Source organism: Cupriavidus pampae, assembly GCF_914271485.1.
GTDB classification, from domain to species: domain Bacteria; phylum Pseudomonadota; class Gammaproteobacteria; order Burkholderiales; family Burkholderiaceae; genus Cupriavidus; species Cupriavidus pampae.
The window spans coordinates 151641-171814 of sequence record NZ_CAJZAG010000011.1; the positions used below are offsets into that span (position 1 = coordinate 151641).

The 20174-nt window shown below is 64.5% G+C and carries 17 protein-coding genes and 1 pseudogene; 6 read left to right on the plus strand and 12 right to left on the minus strand.

Annotated features, from left to right (window positions below):
* Window positions 1–13 precede the first annotated feature (13 nt).
* The 8 genes and pseudogenes from LDO41_RS26195 to LDO41_RS26230 all read right to left on the minus strand — a co-directional run bounded on the left by LDO41_RS26195 (window position 14) and on the right by LDO41_RS26230 (window position 7916).
* Window positions 14–769, minus strand: coding sequence for an SDR family NAD(P)-dependent oxidoreductase (locus LDO41_RS26195; RefSeq protein WP_223993664.1), 756 nt, complete (start codon window positions 767–769; stop codon window positions 14–16).
* Between the two features lie 117 nt (window positions 770–886).
* A pseudogene (gene metC / locus LDO41_RS26200) lies at window positions 887–2068 on the minus strand (cystathionine beta-lyase).
* Window positions 2065–2913, minus strand: a complete 849-nt coding sequence (locus LDO41_RS26205; protein WP_223993666.1) for an amino acid ABC transporter ATP-binding protein — start codon at window positions 2911–2913, stop codon at window positions 2065–2067. Before LDO41_RS26205 ends, metC begins: the two are co-directional and overlap by 4 nt.
* A complete protein-coding gene (locus LDO41_RS26210; RefSeq protein WP_377743380.1) occupies window positions 2900–3628 on the minus strand; it encodes an amino acid ABC transporter permease in 729 nt (242 codons plus the stop codon). The genes LDO41_RS26205 and LDO41_RS26210 overlap by 14 nt, the downstream gene beginning before the upstream one ends.
* Entirely contained in the window at window positions 3573–4316 is a 744-nt protein-coding gene (locus tag LDO41_RS26215) for an amino acid ABC transporter permease (protein ID WP_223993934.1), read from the minus strand. Before LDO41_RS26215 ends, LDO41_RS26210 begins: the two co-directional genes overlap by 56 nt.
* Before the next feature lie 20 nt (window positions 4317–4336).
* Entirely contained in the window at window positions 4337–5167 is an 831-nt protein-coding gene (locus LDO41_RS26220; protein WP_223993669.1) for a transporter substrate-binding domain-containing protein, read from the minus strand.
* Window positions 5168–5207: 40 nt separating this feature from the next.
* The gene (locus tag LDO41_RS26225; protein ID WP_223993670.1) at window positions 5208–6194 is read right to left on the minus strand and encodes a Bug family tripartite tricarboxylate transporter substrate binding protein; all 987 of its coding nucleotides are present in this window, start codon (window positions 6192–6194) and stop codon (window positions 5208–5210) included.
* A gap of 102 nt (window positions 6195–6296) precedes the next feature.
* Window positions 6297–7916 (minus strand): rhodanese-like domain-containing protein, encoded by a 1620-nt coding sequence (locus LDO41_RS26230; RefSeq protein WP_223993671.1) that lies wholly within the window; start codon window positions 7914–7916, stop codon window positions 6297–6299.
* A 207-nt stretch (window positions 7917–8123) separates the two neighbouring features.
* Here LDO41_RS26230 and LDO41_RS26235 point away from each other — a divergent pair, with 207 nt between their 5' ends.
* The 4 genes from LDO41_RS26235 to LDO41_RS26250 all read left to right on the plus strand — a co-directional run bounded on the left by LDO41_RS26235 (window position 8124) and on the right by LDO41_RS26250 (window position 13968).
* Window positions 8124–10244 carry a TonB-dependent receptor gene (locus tag LDO41_RS26235; protein WP_223993672.1) on the plus strand — a complete coding sequence of 707 codons (2121 nt, stop codon included), beginning with the start codon at window positions 8124–8126 and terminating at the stop codon, window positions 10242–10244.
* A gap of 128 nt (window positions 10245–10372) precedes the next feature.
* The gene (locus tag LDO41_RS26240; protein ID WP_223993674.1) at window positions 10373–10999 is read left to right on the plus strand and encodes an isochorismatase family cysteine hydrolase; all 627 of its coding nucleotides are present in this window, start codon (window positions 10373–10375) and stop codon (window positions 10997–10999) included.
* Window positions 10999–12576 (plus strand): aldehyde dehydrogenase (NADP(+)), encoded by a 1578-nt coding sequence (locus LDO41_RS26245; protein WP_223993676.1) that lies wholly within the window; start codon window positions 10999–11001, stop codon window positions 12574–12576. The genes LDO41_RS26240 and LDO41_RS26245 overlap by 1 nt, the downstream gene beginning before the upstream one ends.
* Before the next feature lie 48 nt (window positions 12577–12624).
* Window positions 12625–13968 carry an epoxide hydrolase family protein gene (locus LDO41_RS26250; RefSeq protein WP_223993678.1) on the plus strand — a complete coding sequence of 448 codons (1344 nt, stop codon included), beginning with the start codon at window positions 12625–12627 and terminating at the stop codon, window positions 13966–13968.
* A gap of 5 nt (window positions 13969–13973) precedes the next feature.
* On the opposite strand, the gene LDO41_RS26255 is transcribed toward LDO41_RS26250, so the two are convergent.
* Window positions 13974–14423: a DUF6130 family protein gene (locus LDO41_RS26255; RefSeq protein WP_223993680.1), complete on the minus strand. Its 450-nt coding sequence runs from the start codon at window positions 14421–14423 to the stop codon at window positions 13974–13976.
* Window positions 14424–14632: 209 nt separating this feature from the next.
* Here LDO41_RS26255 and LDO41_RS26260 point away from each other — a divergent pair, with 209 nt between their 5' ends.
* Window positions 14633–15040, plus strand: a complete 408-nt coding sequence (locus tag LDO41_RS26260) for a cupin domain-containing protein (RefSeq protein WP_223993682.1) — start codon at window positions 14633–14635, stop codon at window positions 15038–15040.
* 18 nt (window positions 15041–15058) lie between these two features.
* On the opposite strand, the gene LDO41_RS26265 is transcribed toward LDO41_RS26260, so the two are convergent.
* Window positions 15059–16090 (minus strand): Bug family tripartite tricarboxylate transporter substrate binding protein, encoded by a 1032-nt coding sequence (locus tag LDO41_RS26265; protein ID WP_223993683.1) that lies wholly within the window; start codon window positions 16088–16090, stop codon window positions 15059–15061.
* Between the two features lie 289 nt (window positions 16091–16379).
* On the opposite strand from LDO41_RS26265, the gene LDO41_RS26270 reads away from it, so the two are divergent.
* Window positions 16380–17348 (plus strand): LysR family transcriptional regulator, encoded by a 969-nt coding sequence (locus tag LDO41_RS26270; RefSeq protein ID WP_223993685.1) that lies wholly within the window; start codon window positions 16380–16382, stop codon window positions 17346–17348.
* On the opposite strand, the gene LDO41_RS26275 is transcribed toward LDO41_RS26270, so the two are convergent.
* The gene (locus LDO41_RS26275) at window positions 17342–19057 is read right to left on the minus strand and encodes a putative 2-aminoethylphosphonate ABC transporter permease subunit (RefSeq protein WP_223993687.1); all 1716 of its coding nucleotides are present in this window, start codon (window positions 19055–19057) and stop codon (window positions 17342–17344) included. The two genes, LDO41_RS26270 and LDO41_RS26275, sit on opposite strands and share 7 nt — an antisense overlap.
* Window positions 19054–20133, minus strand: coding sequence for a putative 2-aminoethylphosphonate ABC transporter ATP-binding protein (locus LDO41_RS26280; protein WP_223993689.1), 1080 nt, complete (start codon window positions 20131–20133; stop codon window positions 19054–19056). Before LDO41_RS26280 ends, LDO41_RS26275 begins: the two co-directional genes overlap by 4 nt.
* Window positions 20134–20174 lie beyond the last annotated feature (41 nt).

Here is a 20174-nt window from a genome sequence, read left to right on the forward strand (position 1 = left end):
CAGCATCACCCGCTCAGATCTGTTGCTGCCCGCCATCGACGAACAGCTCGACGCCGTTCACGAAGCTCGCCTCGTCCGAGGCGAGGAACAGCGCGGCGGCAGCGATCTCGTCGGGCTCACCCACGCGACCGAGCGGGATCTGCGAGGCGAGGTAGTCGACCAGGCCCTGTTGCTGTGCCGCGTCGGGACCCGCCAGTTCGACCAGACCCGGCGTGCGCGTGGCACCGGGGCTCAGCGTGTTGACGCGCACGTTGCGATCCTTGAGATCCAGAATCCAGCTGCGCACGAATGCGCGCACCGCAGCCTTCGAGGCGGAATACACGCTGAACGCCGGCGTGCCTGCGCTGCCCGCGGTGGAACCGGTCAGGATGACCGACGCGCCCTTGGCCAGCAACGGCAGGGCCTTCTGCACGGTGAACAGCACACCCTTCACATTGCGATTGAAGGTGTCGTCGTACTGCTCCTCGGTAATCGCGCCCAGCGGCAACATCGAACCGCCGCCCGCGTTGGCGAACAGCACATCGAGATGACCGCGCTCGGCACGGATCTGCTCATAAAGCTGATCGAGTTGCGCGAGCTGCGACGAATCGACGCGTACACCAGTGGCGTTCTTGCCGATCGCGTCCACTGCCGCATCGAGTTCGGCCTGGCGCCGGCCGGTGACGTACACATGCGCGCCTTCCTTCGCAAAGCGCTTGGCGGTGGCCAGACCAATGCCGCTGGTGCCGCCGGTAACCAGTGCGATCTTGCCTTCGAGTTTGCCAGCCATGATGCTTCTCCTTGAACGTGTCTGGATCACGTGATCCGATGAGAAGAAGCATATGGCGCGGCGATCAATAACGAAATAGCATTGATTGAAAGTTATCGTTGCAGTATTGAAATCCTCTTACGCCGCGAACGCCCGCGCAAGATCGCCGATCAAATCCTGCACATCCTCCAACCCCACATGCAGCCGGATGACCGGTGCGGGGTTCTGCCATGAGCGATAGGCGCGCAGCCGTTCCGGCGGCGCCACCAGTGCAAGACTTTCATAGCCACCCCACGACGCGCCGATCGAGAACAGTTGCAATGCATTAACAAAGCGCCCGGCCGCGGCCGCATCGGCATCGCGCAGCGCAAACGATACGAGGCCGCTCGCGCCGGAGAAATCGCGCTGCCATAGTGCGTGACCGGGATCTTCGGGCAGTGCCGGGTAAAACGTCCGCACTACCTGCGGATGCCGCTGCAGCCATTGCGCGACCGCGGTGGCATTGGTCTGGTGCTGCGCCAGCCGTACCGGCAACGTGCGCAGGCCGCGCAATGCGAGGTAGGCATCGTCGGCACCGATGGTCAGCCCCAGCGCCTCGTGCGTGATCGAGATGCGCCGCGCGAGATCGTCGCTATCCACGATCACCGCACCCTGCATCACGTCGGAATGTCCCGCGATGTACTTGGTGGACGCCTGCACGGAAATATTGGCGCCCAGCTTCAGCGGCTGCAGGAACCAGCCACCGCTCCATGTGTTGTCGATCGCAACCGGCACGCCACGCGCACGTGCAATGGCCGTCAATGCCGGTAGATCGAGCACATCGAACAACAGCGACCCCGGCGATTCGAGGTACACCAGCTTCGTCTGCGGACGGATCAACGCGGCCAGGTCGTCATGCGCCGGCGAGAAATATTCCAGCTGGATGTCGAGGCGCCGCAGCAGATCCAGATCGACACGTCGCAATGGCGCATACACGCTGTCCGACACCAGCGCGTGGTCGCCCGGACCGAGCAGCGAAAGCAGTACCAGCGCGATCGCCGACAGTCCCGATGGCGTCAGGAACGCGCGCCGGCCGCCTTCGAGTGTGCACAACGCATCTTCCAGCGCCGTATGCGTGTCCAGACCATGACGTCCATAGGTCGCCACACGCTCGTGATCGGCGCGGCGGTGCTGGCGCTAGGCCAACGTCTCCACGCTATCGAAGCGCACGGTGCTTGTGCGCACCACCGGTACATTGACGGGCCCGATGCCATCATGAAGACGTGGCGCACCGGCATGCAGCAGGCGCGTGTGATTGCCGTGGCGGTCAGCCTCGCTCATGCGTGATCCTCTTTGGAAAGCGGCGGTGGGGAGAGCGGCGCGAATGCCGCGTTGAACGATGCCGGCAGGCGCGGCACCGCACCGAGCGCGCGACGCAGAAACGCCCGCGTACGCTCATGTTCGGGATGGCCGAAGATCTGTTCGGGCGGCCCATGCTCGACGATGCGCCCGGCTTCCGTGAAGTAGATGCGGTCGCTGATTTCCGCGGCAAAGCGCATTTCATGCGTGACCAGCACACACGTCAGGCCGTCCTCGACGAGATCGCGAATCACGGTCAGCACTTCGCCAACAGTCTCGGGATCGAGCGCCGACGTGACCTCGTCGAACAGGATCAGCTCGGGTCGCATGGCCAGCGCGCGGGCAATCGCCACACGCTGCTGTTGCCCACCCGACAACTCGCCGGGATAGGCATGCGCCTTGTCCGTTAGCCCCACCTTGCCGAGCAGTTCCCGCGCGTCGTGCTCTGCCTCCGCGCGGGCGCGGCCGATCACGCGCGTTGGTGCGATAACGAGGTTCTCCAGCACCGTCAGATGCGGGAACAGGTTGTACTGCTGAAACACGAAGCCCACGCGCTTGCGCAGCGAAATCAGTTCGGCTTCCGTGCGCAGCGTCTCGACGGCTGTATCGCCAACGCGAATGCTGCCCTGTTGCGGACGCAGCAGGCCCGTCATGCACCGCAGGATCGTGCTCTTGCCGGAGCCGGACGGCCCGATGATGGTGACCGCCTCGCCGCGCCCGACATCGACATCGATGCCCTTGAGCACAGCGGTCTCACCAAACGCCAGATGGACATCGCGCAGTGCAACCTGCGGTGTCACTTCAATCTTCGCCTCAATAACGGCCATGGCGGCGCTCCAGTGCGCGCGTGGCGCGCGAGATCGGATAGCAATACAGCAGGAACAGCATCAGCAGTCCGAAGTAGACGAGGATCGTGAAGTCGGTGCGCGCCACGGTGTTGCTGGCTACCTGCGCGGCATCCACCACGTCATGCACGCCGACCAGCGAGGCGAACGATGTGCTCATGGTGATGCTCGCGTACAGGTTCATCCACGGTGGCAGCATGCGCCGCACGCACTGCGGCAACACAATCAGCCGATAGATCTGGCGGCGACGGAAGGCTAGCGAGTGCGCGGCTTCCCACTGCGCGCTGGGGATCGACTGGATCGCACCGCGGAAGATCTCCGCGACGTTGGCGCTGGCCGGCAGCGCCAGCCCGAGCACGACCTTGACCCAGTCTGGAAATGGCACCGTCCACTGACCGACCTGCCACTCGAACGGAAACACGTACGTGGTGAAGTAGACCAGCACGAGTACTGGAGCGTTGCGGAAGGCCTGCACCCACCACCGCGTGGCACGACGCACCGGCGACAGCGACGAGAGCGACAGCGCGCCGATGACAAGCCCGACCAGCGTGCCGATCGCCATCGCCAGTACGCTGATGCCGATATTGGCCGCCATGCCACGCAGCAGGACCGGTGTCCACGTCCACGCGAGCTCGATCACACTATTGGCCATAGCCAGGCATGCGCAGGCGCGCTTCGAGCCAGCGTCCCACCACACTGACCAGCCAGGTCAGCAGGCCGAACCATGCAAGGATCAACAGCAGCAGTTCCAGCACGTTGTCGCGCTGCGTCCAGATCATGATCGATTCGTATGTGACATCGCCCACCGCGATCGCGGAGGCCAGCGCGGTCATCTTGACGAGGTCGACGAGGTTGTTGACGAGCGCCGGCAGCGCGAAGCGAACCGCCAGCGGCAACTCCACGCGCAGCAGCATCTGCCGGCGCGAGAAGCCAAGCGAGCGTGCCGCCTCCAGCGTGACAGGCGGCACCGCTTCGATGCCAGCGCGTAGCGCTTCCGCATGGAACACGGCCTTGTGCAGCGAGACCACCAGCACCACCCAGAAGAATGGCGTCAACGGATTGGTGCCGCCGTACTGGCTCAGCTGCTGCGTAATCACCATATTGAGTACGAGAAAGCCGCAGTACAACTGCACGAGCGTCGGCGTATTGCGTGTGATCTCGACAAACGCCCGCGCCGGCGCGGCGAGCGTGCGACGGCCCGACGTCAGCATTGCCGCCAGGACGATGCCCGCCAGTAAGCTGACCGGTATCGTCAGTGCGCACAACTCCAGCGTCACGCCCAGCCCGCGCAGGAAGGCCACGCGTTCGCGCGCATCGAGCAGAAAGCCGTAGTTGAGACCTAACGCCTTGAGCGCGGCGATCACGACCGTCACGGTGTCGAGCATCACGTCTGCCGCTCGACCGCTCAGGCGGGTTGACGCAACTGTTTCTGCAACTCGGGCAGCAGCGGCTGCGGCGGCGTGATGCCGAGGCGCTTCTCGGTGTCGATCAGCCACCCGGTGCGATGCCACGTCTGCACGACCTTGTCCACGGCGGCGACCGTATCGGCCTCGCCCTTGCGTGCCCATACCACCGACGGTGCCGGCAGGATCTCCGTGGGAAGCGGCGCCGCATAGCCGGCCCATTCGGCATTGGTGCGCAGCAGTGGATGGATCAACGTGGCGTCATGCACCGCCGCCACGCACTGCCCACCGCGCAGCGCCAGCAGGGACTCGGCAGCGGTCTTGAAGCCGCGCACCTGTGCGCCGTATTGCTCCTGTAGCGGCTTGACGAAGCTGCTGCCCTGCGAGGCGCACACGGTCTTGCCGCGCAGATCCTCCCACTGCTGAATGCCACTGGTCTTGAGCACCGCGGCCGTGCCGCCCACGCGATAGAACGGCGTCGGCGCATACGACAGGATCTCGCCGCGGTCGGCGTTGTACTCCATCGACGCCACCAGCAGATCGACCTTGCCCTGCTGCAGGAACTGCACGCGATTGGCTGGGTTCACCTGCACCAGTTCGGCTTCGACGCCAAGACGCTTCGCCAGGTCGCGCGCAAGCTCGGGGTTCCAGCCGACGAGCTGTTGCGTGGCGGGATCGATCGAGCCAAAGGGCCCGCCATTGACGAGCACGCCGATGGCCACCTTGCCACGCTGGCGGATCTTGTCGAGCGTGGCGTCGGCCCACGCGGTCGAGACACCCGTGGTCAGCAGTACGAGCGCGGCGATGGCGCGCAGAGGAATCGAGGTAAGCATGTCGAAGCCGATCTATAGAGAGGGTAGGAACGATGGGCGCTCAGTTGAGCGTAAGACCCGCCGACGCAATCACCGCCGCGTAGCGCGGCAGGTCACGCGTCAGCGTGGCATCGAGGTCGCGCGGATTCGACGCGACGACGTTGAAACCCGCTTCCTCGAGTTGTGCGAGCGTCGCCGGCTCGGCCAGTACGGCGGCGGCGTCACGATAGATGCGCTCGACCACGTCCGACGGCGTCGCCGCGGGCGCAAGCAGGCCCTGCCAGCTTTCGACGGCGAAGTTCTGCACGCCTGCCTCCGCCATGGTCGGCACCTGTGGCAGCGCTTTCGAGCGATACGGCGTGGTGACCGCCAGCGCGGTGAGCTTGCCCGTGCGCACGTAATCGGTGACGGCGGCCAGCGTGATCAGCGTGGCATCGATATGGCCCCCGAGCAGATCGAGCGTGGCGGGGCCGCCGCCGGGATAGGGAATGTAGTTGACGCGAATGCCGAGCTGGCGCGCGAGCATCTCGTGCGCGACATGCGCGATGCCGCCGTTACCGGGCAGCCCCAGCGCGAGTTCGCCCGGCTTGCGCCGCGTGTAGGCCACGTAGTCCTGGAACGTGCGCACGCCGAGGTCCGGACGCACCACCAGAATCTGCGGACTCACCACAGCCTTGATCACGCCGCGAAATGCGTGATTGGTGTCATACGGCAGGCGCTTGAACAGCGACGCGTTCAGCGTCACGCCTTCGCCACCGAGCAGCAGCGTGCGGCCATCCGGCGCCGCGCGTGCGACCTGCGCCGCGCCGATCGTGCCGCTGCCGCCCGCCACGTTCTCGACGATCACGGTTTGATGCCACCGTTCCGCGAGTTTCACGGCGAGGATACGCGCAAGCTTGTCGGCACTGCCGCCGGCCGAGACCGGCACCACGATGCGCACCGGCTTGCCGTTGTCACCCGCGCCTTGTGCCGCGCATGGCAATGCCGCCGAGCACAGCGCGACGATGGTGGCGATACGAAGGGCTTGAAGCAGGGAGCGACGCGGCATGATCGGTTTCGAGAGATGGAACCGACTAGCTTAGTGATCGCCCCGCAGGAATCGAACGAATCTTCCCGCACATCCATATGCGCGAAAAACCGTCCGAGCTTATTACGCGTGATCGAGCGCCGGCAGTTTGAACGTCGCCAGTTCCCGCTCGTCGAGTTGCGCGATCAGGCCGGTCTCCCATGCCAGATAGGCGCGCGCGGCGTCCTTGTTGCCGTCGTGGCGGTCATGCACGAAGAACAGGTAATCGATGCAACGTGCATCGGGCAGGAAATGCGCGCCCTGCCGCAGCGGCTGTCCCGCCTCCTTCCATGCGCCGATGCCACCGGCCAGCACGCGCACATCCTGATAGCCCAGCGCGTGCAGATCGCCGATGGCAAGTCGCGCCGCGGCGCCGCTCTTCCTGTCGTCGACCACGATAAGCGTGACGTGTCTGGGCACCTCGGCAAGATCGCGCGCGAGACGCGGACGGATCGACCACTTGCTGCCGGCGATATGGCCATCACGGTAGGCCATGCTGTCGCGCAGATCGACGATCTGTGCGGCACTGGCGCCAAGGCTCTCATGAAGCTCGGCGGGAGAAATCGAGCGCGCGTCATGTGGCGTGGCGCGTGGCCCCGGGCGCGCCGACAGATGCGCCGCTCGCCCTGCTTCCAGCCCGCCTTGCAGCACCACCGCATCATGTCCCATCTGCCGCAACCAGCTGGCGACGAGCGGTGCGCGCACGCCGTCGGCATCGAACACGATCAACCGCGCGTGGCGCACGCCAACGTACTGATCCGTCGCCTGCACGAGCTGGCCGCCCGGCGCATGCTGCGCGCCCGGCAACGTCGCGGCGGCGTGCTCCTGCTCCGTGCGCACATCCAGCAGGAACGTGGTGCGGGCGCCGTCGGCCAGCCACGCGGCGGCATCGCTTGCAGCGATATGCGGCACCTCGAAGCGTGCCGAGAACGCCTGCACGCCGGTGCGTGCGCGGCGCACCGATGGCGGCGACACCCGGTCCGGATAGCGCGCCGTACCGCCGTGCTCGAGCACGTGGTCGTTCAGGTACCAGCCCTGTGTGCCGTTCTCCAGCGCATAGATTGGGTTCTCGACGCCCGCATTGATCAGCGATTGCGCGCCGATGATGCTGCGCGTACGGCCCGCGCAATTGATCACTACCGGCGTATCAGGATCGGGCACGATGTCGCGCAGCCGATAGGCAAGTTCACCGTTCGGGCAACAGATCGCACCCGGAATATTCATCTTGCTGAACTCGCTCACAGGCCGGCCGTCGAGCACGACGGGCGCGTTGGTCGAGCGCTGCATCGCGGCCAATTCGGCAGCCGTCACGCGCGGCGTGCCGAAATGATGCTCGACGAGTTCGCCGAATACCTTCGATGGCACGTTGACGCCTTTGAACACCGCGAGCCCCGCGGCCTGCCACGCCGGTACGCCGCCCGCGAGCAAGAACACATTCGCGTAGCCCAGCGCGGCCAGCACGCGCGCCGCGGCGTCGGCCACACCATCGCCATCGTCTACCAGCGCGATGCGGACGGCGGTACGTGGCGCCAGGCGACCGATATCGGCCTCCAGACGGCTGAATGGCAGCGGTACCGCGAACAGCGGATGCCCCTCGCCGTACTGCCCGTGCTCGCGCACATCGAACAGCGCGAGCTCCTGATCGTCGTGAACCCACGATTTGAGCGTAGCCGCGTCGATCGCGCGGATGGAAGCATTCGGCATGTAGAGAGTTGGCTGAAGGAGAGCGGCCCATTCTAGGGAGGTCCTCCAGCGCGGCAAAGGTGGCAATTGTCATGCGGATATGCGCGAAACAGATATGGACGGGTTCCGCGCTGCGGCTTCGTGTCGCATTTTCCGCATGTCCACCCATTCATACAATGCGGGCTCCTTCCACCGTGCATCCCACGTCCGCCTGTGTCCTGCCCACCGATGACCGAACTCCGCAAGCATGCGATCGCCTCCGCCATCGCGCTACTGTGCCTGCCCGCGCTGGCCCAGCAAACGGCAAGTCCCGAGCACGCGCTGGCACCGGTCACTGTGCAGGCGGATACGGCGCTGACCGTGCTGCAGGAGCCCGCGGCGGTTGGCTCCAACCTCGGCCTGACGCCGATGGAGACACCGGCTAGCGTGGAAGCGATCATGCGCGAGCAGATCGAGGAGCGCGGCGATACCTCGATCGTCGAGGCTGTCACGCGCGCGGCCGGCATTTCGAGTCTCGGCCATCCAGGCAACGGTGGCGCCTCGCTGTCGTCGCGTGGCTTTACCGATGCCGCGTCGGTCATGCGGCTGTACGATGGGCTGCGTCAGTACGGCGGCATCGGCGTGACCTTTCCGTTCGATACCTGGTCGGTGGAGCGCATCGAAGTACTGCGCGGGCCAGCTTCGGTCATCTATGGCGAAGGCGCGATCGGTGGCACCGTCAATATCGTGCCGAGAAAGCCCACGCGCGGTCCGATCGAGAACGAAGTGCAGGCCACCGTCGGCAGTAACAATACACAGCGCCTTGCCTTCGGCAGCGGTGGCGCGATCAGCGAGAAGTGGTCGTATCGGCTCGACGTCAGCGGCAATCGCTCCGACGGCTGGGTCGACTTCGGCAGCTCGCGCGATCTGTCGCTCTCCGGCGCGGTGCAATGGGATCCCAACGCGGACCTGAGCCTCAAGCTCAGCTACGCGAAGGGATGGCAGGAGCCCGAGCGATACTTTGGCGTGCCGCTCGTGAACGGTGTGCAGGACGACAGCCTGCGCCGCAAGAACTACAACGTGGCGGACAGCCAGATCAAGTACGACGACGCCTGGACCGAGCTCGCGGCAAAGTGGACGCCGAGCGCAAACTTCACGGTGCAGTCGCGGCTGTACTACGTCGACAGCAAGCGCCACTGGCGCAATGCCGAGTACTACAACTATCTGCCGGCAAGCGGCATGATCGGCCGCTCGGACTATGTGGAGATCCTCCACGATCAGTGGCAGGTCGGCAATACCACCAACGTCGTGTACCGTCGTACGCCGTTCGGCATGAAGAACAGTATCTCGGCCGGCTACGACGTCAACCGCGCGGCCTTCCGGCACACCAACAACTCGCCGTACTCGGGCAGTTCGGTGGTAGACCCGTACGTGTTCGATCGCGGTAACTTCATCAACGTGGCCGGTACTTCGCCGCGTTATGACAACACCGCCACGCAATACGCGTTCTTCGCCGAAGACCGGCTCGAGATCACCTCGCGCTGGTCGGTACTGGCTGGCCTGCGCTACGACCATGCCGACATCAGCCGCCATGATCTCGTCATCAACCAGCAGGCCTACGACAAGAGCTTCTCGCACGTGGGCTGGCGCGCGGGCACCGTCTACAACCTGACCGAAAACCTCGCCGTGTATGCACAGTACTCGGAGGCGGCCGACCCGGTCAGCGCCCTGCTGATGCTATCGCCGGCCAACAGCAATTTCAGCCTGGCCACGGGCCATCAGGTGGAAGCCGGCGTCAAGCAGAACTTCCTCGACAACAAGGGCGAATGGACGTTTGCCGCCTATCGCATCGTCAAGAAGAACCTCGTTACGCGTGACGTCATCAACCCGTCGCTCAGCGTACAAGTCGGTGAACAATCCACCAAAGGTCTGGAAGCAACCGTTGGTGTCGAGTTTCTGCCGGGCTGGCGCGTCGATGCGAATGCCGCGGTGTTGCAGGCACGTTACGACGACTTCACGGAATCGGTCGGCGGAGCCCCAGTGTCGCGCGCCGGCAATGTCCCCACGGATGTGCCCGAGCGCCTTGCCAATGCCTGGCTGACATGGCGCTTCCTGCCGGGCTGGACTGTGGGCTCAGGCATCCGCTACGTGGGCCGCCGCTTTGCCGATCGCGCGAACACGCTGGAGATGCCTGCGTACACCACGACCGACGCGCTGCTGCAATGGCGTCCGCGCCGGGACACGACGCTGTCACTGCGCGGTTACAACATCTTCAACCGTTCGTACGTGACCACCGCCTACTACAACCCCACCCAATGGTTGCAGGGTACGGGCCGGCGCTTCGAGTTCACCGTGAACCATCGCTTCTGATTCGCGACACGGTTTCACTTTCGCCGCGTATTTTTATGCGCGCGGCTGCCTTTCCATTTCGCATCATCTAGACTCGATCCGTCCATTCGGCATACCGAATGCGTGAGCAATGTCGTAGGGAGAGCGAAATGGCAGATCCTGTGTATCGAGCGGAGCGCTGCGGCCTGTTGCTGGTCGATCCGTACAACGACTTTCTGTCGCACGGCGGCAAAGTGTTTCCCATGATCGAGGCGGTCGCGAACGAGGTAGGGCTGCTCGACAACATGCGCGCGGTGGTCGCCGCAGTACGCAAGGCCGGGATTCAGGTTTTCTACGTGCCGCACCGTCGCTGGCAGCCTGGCGATTACGAGAACTGGGATCATCCGAATCCCACGCAGGTGGCGATCGAGGACCGGCATACCTTCGCGGTGGGCACATGGGGTGGCGAATGGCATCCCGACTTCGTGCCGCGGCCCGAGGACATCATGATCAAGGAGCATTGGGCGCAAAGCGGCTTTGCCAATACCGACCTCGACTTCCAGCTGAAACAACAGGGCGTCACGCACGTGATGGTCATCGGACTGCTGGCGAATACCTGCATCGAATCGACCAGCCGTTTTGCCATGGAGCTCGGCTACCACGTGACGCTGGTGCGCGATGCCACCGCCGCGTTCAGCAAGGAAATGATGCATGCCGCGCACGAGCTCAACGGTCCGACCTTCGCGCACGCGATTCTGACCGCTGCGGAACTCACTGCCACGCTTGGGAGGCTTTGATGGAACTGACCGGTCATATGCTTATCGGCGCGGAAGATGTCGCCGCCACCGCGGGTTCGATGAAGGCCCTCAATCCGGCGACCAACCAGGAAATCGAGCCAGCGTTCGCATTTGGCGGGGCAGCGGAAGTGGACCGGGCCGCCCAGCTCGCCGATGACGCGTTCGAGAGCTATCACGCGACGAGTCTGGCGGAGCGCGCGGCGTTCCTGGAACGCATCGCTGCCGGGCTCGAGGCCGTCTCGCCGGAGCTTGCCGAGCGCACATCGCTCGAAACCGGCTTCTCGGCGGCGCAACTGCAGGTGGAGATCGCGAAGTCGGTGACGCAGTTCCGGCAGTTTGCCGAAGTCGTGCGGCAGGGACGCTTCCGCCAGGCGGCGATCGATCCCGCGCAGCCCGATCGTCAGCCGCGCGCACGCATGGATCATCGACTGCAGAAGATCGCGATCGGTCCCGTGGCGATTTTCGGCGCGAGCAATTTCCCGATTTCCTATTCGGTGGCGGGGGGCGATACCGCTTCCGCGCTGGCCGCCGGCTGTCCGGTCATTCTCAAGGCGCACAACGCGCATCCTGGTGCCTCGGAGATCGAGGGCCGCGTGATTCGCGGCGCGATCGAGGACACCGGACTGCATGAAGGCGTGTTCTCGCTGGTGCGCGGCGGCGGCAACGAGATCGGCGAGGCATTGGTCGCGCATCCACTGATCAAGGGTGTCACCTTCACGGGCTCCGAGGTTGGCGGCATGGCCCTGTTCCACCGCGCACAGCAACGTCCCGATCCGATCCCTGTCTTCACGGAGATGACGAGCGTCAATCCAACCTTCGTGCTGCCGGCGGCACTGGCCGCGCGCGGGCACGACATTGGCGATGGCTATGCCGAACGCATGCTGGTGAATGTCGGCCAGGCCTGCCTGAAGCCCGCCATCGTGTTGGCCATTCACGGGCCCGGCTACGACGCCATGAAGCAGGCGATGACCGCGCGCGTACAGGCGATGCCGGCACGCACAATGCTGACGCCGGGCATCAACACCGCGTATCGCCGCAATCTCGAACGTCTGGCCAATGCCGGTGCCGAGCGTATTGCGGCCGGTGGCGATCCACAGGGCGCCTGGGACGGTCAGGCAATGTTGTTCGAAGTCGATGGCACGCGCGCACTCGAGGAAGCTTCGCTGTCGGAGGAGGTGTTCGGGCCCGCCGCGCTGCTGATGCGTGTCAAGGACGAAGCACAGCTGTTCGCGCTGGCGCGGCAGTTTCGCGGGCAGTTGTCGGCGACGCTGCAGATCGACGCGGACGACTACGCGCTGGCGCGCCGGCTGGTGCCGATTCTCGAACGTCGCACTGGACGCATCGTGATCAATGCGTTTTCGCATCCGCAGGAGGTCTCGTACGCATCGATCCATGGCGGACCGTTCCCGGCCACATCGGACAGTCGCTTCACCTCGGTGGGCATGACTGCTATCGAGCGATTCCTGCGGCCGGTCTGCTATCAGGGGTTTCCAGACGCGCTGTTGCCTGAAGCGCTCCGACATGCCAACCCGGCTGGCATCTGGCGGCTGACCGATGGTGAGCTGTCGAGGGCCTGATTGGCGAACGTAGTGCATTGCCTCCTTCCCTGCCCTCAGGAGCCTGCCATGGATAACAACAACAAACTGCCCAGCGTGCCCGGGATCCCTTCTCGCCGTCCTTTCTTCCGGCGCTTTCTCGGTACATCGGCGGCCGCGCTGGCCGCCACCTCGCTGAGCGAGCACGCGCTGGCCGAGGTGCCGATCGTGGATATCGGCAAGCCTCCGGGCGGCGACAAGAGTGCCATCCGGACGCTGCGCGTGCGCGTACCCGAGGCGGACCTCGCCGATCTGCGCAAGCGCGTCAAGGCCACGCGCTGGCCCGAACGCGAGACCGTCAACGACGCCTCGCAGGGTGTGCAGCTGGCGACCATGCAGAGCGTCGCGCGCTATTGGGGCGCGGGTTACGACTGGCGACGCATGGAGGCAAAGCTCAACGCCGTGCCGCAGTTCGTTACCGAGATCGACGGGCTCGACATTCACTTTATCCACGTGCGCTCGAAGCAGAAGGATGCGCTGCCGTTGATCGTCACGCACGGGTGGCCCGGTTCGATCATCGAGCAGATGAAGATCATCGAGCCCCTCACCAATCCAACCGCGCATGGCGGCACCGCGGCGGATGCGTTCGATCTCGTAATTCCATCACTGCCGGGTTATGGCTTCTCGGGCAAGCCGACGGCAACCGGCTGGGATCCTCAACGCACCGCGCGCGCGTGGGTCACGTTGATGAAGCGGCTGGGCTATACGCGCTACGTGGCGCAGGGTGGCGACTGGGGCAACGCTGTGACCGAACAGATGGCGGTGCTGAAGCCGCCGGAGCTACTCGGCATCCACACCAATATGCCCGCGACCGTGCCTGACAACATTGCGCGCGCGCTCAAGTTTGGCGAGCCGGCGCCAGCAGGGCTGTCGGCCGACGAGAAGAACGCATTCGATCAACTCGACGACTTCTACAAGCACGGGCTGGGCTATGCGCTGGAGATGGCGAATCGCCCGCAGACGCTGTATGCGCTCGAGGATTCGCCAATCGGACTTGCAGCATGGATGATCGATCACGACGCGCGCAGCCAGGCCTTGATCGCGCGTGTGTTTGCGGGCACAAAGGAAGGTCTGACGCGCGACGATATCCTCGACAACGCTACGCTGTACTGGCTGACCGGCACCGGCGTATCGTCGGCGCGTCTGTACTGGGAGAACAAGCTCAACTTTTTCGAGCCGAAGCACATCGCGATTCCGGTGGCCGTGAGCGTGTTCCCCGACGAGATCTACGCCGCGCCGCAAAGCTGGGCCGAGAAGGCCTATCCGAAGCTGATCCACTTCAACAAGATGCCCAAGGGCGGGCACTTCGCGGCATGGGAACAACCGATGGCCTTCACCGAGGAGCTGCGCGTGAGCTTTCGCACGTTGCGCTGAACCGTTCAGTGTCGATGCGGGGCCGCTTTCACGTCGGGTACGGTCACAGTGACGAGCTCGGTGGCCAATATCTTGTGCGTGGGATCGGCCAGTTCGAGCTTGACGCGATGTGGCCCGGCAGGCAGCCCCACCACGATGATCGGGTCCTCGCTCGTATGCGCCCAGGTGGCTGGGCCATCATCGACGGTCACGTGCAGATGTCCGATGCGCGGTGACACTTCGCTTGCGGTCTTGCCGAAGACCGGCATCACGCGAAAATGCTCGGTACGGAACTGCACGATCACCACACCGCGTGCGAGCGGTTCGGGCAATGGCGCGTAGGGCACGAGCCGCGGCGAAGGTTCACTCGCGAGCGGCAGAATGGCGGGCGGTTGTTCATCCACGGGTGACGCTTGTGCTGGCGGCATCGCGCAGCACAGCGCGGTGATCAACAGGCATCTCGATAGCAGGCGCATGATAGTTTGTCTCCTCGCTTACAGCGTAGACCCGCAGCGTAGACCGAGTGCGCGCGAAAGTTGTGTCCGCGTGTATCGAGGGTGGGAGTGCTTACGCAACGTTACGCACGATCACTCTTATCGCGACACCGGCGATACATCGCTGTCCTTCAATACAGCATAACGGTCGGGCAAAAGCTCCCGATCGAACGCAACCACGGAGACAGTTCATGCGTACCCTATCCATCCGCAACCTTACCGCCACGCTCCTTCTGATCGGCGGCGCCTTCTCATTGCAGGCCGCGCACGCTCAGGCAGCCGGCATTCATCGCACCGACCTCGTCAAGCAGGAGCTGAGCGTACCCGGCCACGACGGCATTCAGGCTCGCGTCGATTTCGATCCGGGCGCGTTTGCGCCGAAGCATACCCATCCGGGCGAGGAGATCGCGTTCGTGCTGCAGGGCACACTCGAGTATCAACTCGGCGACAAACCGCCCGTGACGCTAAAGACCGGAGAGTCGCTGTTTATCCCCGCCGGTGTCGCGCATTCGGCGAGGAACGTGGGCAGTGGCAAAGCCTCCGAGCTGGCGACGTACTTCGTCAAGCAGAACGCGCCGCTGGTGGTGCCGGCTAAATAAGCCGCGCGACAGCGCGAATCAAAGTGACAGGCCCGCCGTCGAGATCACGTTGCCCCATCGCTTGACCTCGTCGGTGGCCACCCGCCCCATCTCCGCACTGTTGCCGTACTTCGGCAGATACCCGTTGCGCTCCATCCTGGCAACAAGATCCTTGTCCCTGAGCGTCTCGGCAATCGCTTTGTCGAAGCCCTCGAGCACTGACTGTGGCGTGCCCTTGGGCGCGTAGACACCAAACCAGTTGTTGACGTCGTAGCCCGGCACCCCTGCTTCCGCGACGGTGGGCAACTGGGCCAGCGCCGGCATGCGCTGCGTCGAGGCCACCGCCAGCGCGCGCACTTTTCCGCTTGTGATCAGCGGCAGCGACGACGGGATGCTGTCGAACATGAATGACACATTGCCGGCCAGCAGATCGGTCACCGCCTGCGACGAGCCTTTGTAGGGAATATTGTGGAGCGTCACGTCGAGGCGCTGCCCGAGGAGAATGCCCTCGAGGTGCGACAGCGTGCCGAAGCCGGAAGCAAAATTGACCTTGCCGTTCTGGGTGGCGAGCCACGCGGTAAAAGCCTTCATGTCCTTGGCGGGCACCGACGGATGGACGACCAGCACATGCGGCGCGCTGGCCATCAGCGAGATCGGCTCGAGGTCGCGCGTGACGTCGTAACGAGCGTTCTTGTTGAGCAGCGTGACAATGATCTGCGTGGTCACGGCACACAGAAAGATCGTATTGCCGTCGGGCGCCGCCTGCGCGGCGGCGTTGAGTCCAATCATGCCGCCAGCACCTGGGCGATTGTCGACCACCACGCTGCGATTGAGCACCTGACCGAGTTTCTGCCCCAGCATGCGAGCGAGAATATCCGCCGAGCCGCCGGGTGGGTAGGCCACGATCAACCGCAGCGGACCGGTGTTATCGCCGGTCTGCGCCCACGCATCGGTCAACGGCGCCGCGCCGAACATGGCGGCGATACATGCACTGGCGCCCACGCGCAGCAACTGCCTGCGTCGCGTGGATAGGGACTTGAAACGGGAAGCACGGACGACGACCGAAGACATGGATCAGACTCCTCGCAATAGGCTCGATGCCGCTCATCATCGATCGAATGCGAAGGGGTGCCAACACGTCATTGACGACGCCGACATCGCGATCCGCGAGCGCACCTGCCCAATGCACCGCCGTAGTGATGGGCCGCATGGGGCCACATGGGACCACATGCGCCGATCGGTGCAAGTCCCGATTGACCGCCCCCGCGATGTTGCACGATGGTGCAGGACTCGGCACGAAGCTTGCACTACGGTGCGCATCTGTTGTTTCACGCGCGCCCATGCGCTGTTCCCGCGTCTCATGAACTCGAACGTCAAATCCCCACCCGGCTGCCGCAACGTATCGCGCGGCAGGCTCCATGGCAGCCTCGTCTCGCGGCTAGATCTCGTCACGCTCAAGCTGTTCGTCGCGATCGTCGAGGAGCAGAGCATCAACCGCGCCGCCGAGCGCGAGTTTATCGCGCCTTCCGCCGTCAGCAAGCGCATCGCCGATCTGGAGCATGCAACGCAGACGCAGTTGCTATTGCGGCATCGCAAGGGCGTGGAGCCCACCGCCGCCGGTCTCGCCATGCTCAACCATGCGCGCACCATGTTGCGCAATCTGGCCGAACTTGAAAGCGAGATTTTCGACTATGCCGATGGCGTGCGCGGCAATGTGCGTATGCTGGCCAGCGAGTCCGCGCTGTTCGGTTATTTCCCCGACGCGCTGAAGACCTTCACCAAGCTGTATCCGGAGATTCGCATCGATCTGGCCGCGGCGTCCAGCGCCGCGTCGGTGCAGGCGGTGATGGACGGCACCACCGACATCGGTATCTTCTGGGGCGATATCGCGGCCCCACATCTCACGGTGGTGCCCTGCTATTCGGACCGGCTGGTTGCCGTCGTGCCGGCACGCCATCCGCTGTCCACAGTCGACACCGTGCGATATGCCGATGTGCTCGACCACGAGATGGTCGAGCAGGAAGCCAGCAGCGCCTTGCAGGCGTTGCTGGTACGGCAGGCGGCCGAGCTGGGCATCACGCCGCGTTCGCACGTGCGTGTGGCCGGCTACGACGCCGTCTGTCGCATGGTTCAGGCCAACCTGGGCGTCGGCATCGTGCCGCATAGCTACGCGGCGCGGCTATCGCCGACCGCCGGCATCGTATCCATCAACCTGCAGGAACAATGGGTGGACCGGCACTACAAGGTCTGCGTGCGGGATCTGGAGCAGCAGCCGGTGGCCACCCGACTGATGTTCCAGCACCTGACGGGAAACGCGTCGACTCAGTAGCGCCAGCGTTGCGTGCGACGCCCCATCCACGCGGCCAGTCGCGACTGCAGCAACTTCACGATCGCCGAGGTCAGCAGCACCATGACCGCCATGGCACAGGCGGCGGCGGTGTCGCCGGTGTCGTCCATTGCCACGGCTGCCACCGAAGCCACCATGCTCAATGGTTCGTACAGGAAGATGACCGCCGCGACCGTGGTCATCGCATTGACGAAGAAGTAGGTGGCGATATCCAGAATCGCCGGCAGGCAGATCGGAATCGTGACGCGGCGCAGGGTGGTCCAGAACGGTACGCCCAGCGATGCGGAGGCTGCCTCGAACTCGCTGTCGATCTGCTGCAGCGCGGTCAGCGCAGTCAGGTGCGGCACGGTGTAATAGTGGGCGATGCAACACATCGTCATCAGCACCAGGCTGCTGGCGAGACCGGATAGCGGATTGGCGGGATCGTTGAAGAAAAACACGAAGCCCAGCCCGAGCACCAGACCCGGCACCGCCAGCGGCAGCATGGCGAGGAAGTGCAGCACGATGGCGGGCAGGCCCACGCCACGCACCTTCTCCATCAGATACGCGCCAGTAAAGACCAGTACCGTACCGCCCACCGCCACGCCCGCCGCAATCGTCAGGCTGTTGTAATACGCACCCCAACCCAGGCTGTCGTAGGCCGCAAAATCGTAGCTGTGCAGGGACAGGCTGAGGTTGTACGGCCATAGCTTGACCAGCGAGGCGAAGATCGCGGTGCCAACCACCAGCAGGATCGCCAGCGAGACCATCACCGCGAGCAGCGCCATGGCGCCATCGAAGATCGGGCGGACCTCTGGGCGATAGAGCACCGAGCGCGCGCTCAGCATCGAGCGCTGGCGGCGGCGCACCAACAGGTCGACAAAGAACGACAGCACCGCCGGCACCAGCAGGATGACACCCACCACAGCCCCCATGCTGAAGTTCTGCTGCCCGATGATCTGCTTGTAGATGTCGATCGCCAGTACGTTGTACTGCCCGCCGATGACTTTCGCGATACCGAAGTCGGTCACCGAGAGCGTGACGATCACGAATGCCGCGCTGACCAGGCCGTAGCGCGCGGCCGGCAGGGTAATCGTCAGAAATGCGCGCAAGGGCCGTGTGTCGAGCGTGCGTGCCACTTCGTACATGCGCGCGTCCGACAGCGCCAGCGCCGTCACCAGAATCAATACCGCATGGGGAAAGCAGTAGAACACCTGCGCCATGACGATACCGATCAGCCCATAGATGGACTCGCCGCCGAGCCAGCCCTTGAGGAAGCCCTGATTGCCGAACATATAGGTCAGCGCGATGGCCGGCAATAGCGACGGTGCCAGCAGCGGCAGCAGTGCGATGCCCTTGAACAGCGCCTTGCACGGCAGACGACTGCGCACCAGCGCCATCGCATAACCGAACGCCAGCGGCAGCGTGATGACCGTGGTCAGCGCGCACACCACGAGGGTATGCACGAGCGAGGCTCGCAGGCCCGGATTGGACGCATAGGCGATGAAGTTGGCCAGTCCGACGAAATGACCGTCACCATCGCGCAGGCTGCGCGATAACACCATGCATAACGGCAGGCCGATCAATATCAGCGCGATGACGCACAGCAACGCGAGCACAAGCCACGCCACCGCGCGCTCGGGCACGCGCCGTCGGCTGGCGGGCGGCGCGACAACCTGCGTGCCGAATGGCAGGGGAGCAGCGGCCTTCATCGCATGACTCCGCCGGGAAAGACGTGAACATGCTCGGGTGGGATCGCCACGCGCAGCTCCTGACCCGTGTGCAGACCCAGCGTGCGGGCATCGGCGCAGGAAAAGTCTGCGATCAATGCCGCATCGCCCAATGCCGGACATGTCAGGGCAGTGCGCCACGTCGCGCCCAGAAACTCGATATCACCAACCCGCACGGCGTGACTATTGGGCTGCTGCTCGCTCACGTGACGAAAGCAGATTTCCTCGGGACGAAAGCCCAGCGTGACGTCCTTGCCGGCCCCATCCTCCGCGGCATCGGTCCGCGGCACGGTCCAGCGCACGTCGCCGACACGCGCTTCCTCCGCGCCGGTGCGCACCGCCGGCAGAAAATTCATCTTGCCGACGAAGTCCGCCACGAAGCGCGATGCGGGACGCTGGTAGATTTCCTCCGGCGTCCCGATCTGTTCGATCACGCCATGGTTCATCACGACAATGCGATCGGCCATCGTCAGTGCCTCTTCCTGATCGTGCGTCACCATGATCGTGGTGAGCCGCAGCGCGCTCTGCAGTTGCCGGATCTGCTGACGCAGATGCACGCGCACCTTGGCGTCCAGTGCCGACAGCGGCTCGTCGAGCAACAGGACGCGCGGCGACGGTGCCAGTGCACGCGCGAGCGCAATGCGCTGCTGCTGGCCACCGGACAGTTGACCGGGTAGCCGCTCGCCAATGCCCGGCAAACCGACAAGCGTCAGCAACTCCTCGACACGGCGCTGGATCTCCGCGCGCGGTGTGCGCCGGTTGACCAGGCCATACGACACGTTGTCGGCCACGCTGAGGTTCGGAAACAGCGCGTACGACTGGAACAGGATGCCGACGTCGCGTGCCGCGGCCGGCAGCCGCGAGATGTCGGTGCCCTGCTTGAACAGCCGGCCGTCGCTCTGGACCTCCAGTCCGGCGATGATCCGCAGCAAGGTCGACTTGCCGCAGCCGGACGGACCGAGAAAGCAGACGAACTCCCCCTCTCCGATCGTGAGGTCGATATCGCGCAGCACCTCGGTCTTGCCGAAGCGCTTGCCGATGCCTTCTAGTGCCAGCATGTGGCCGCTCGGATTCTGCATCATGGACTCCATTGCCCGCA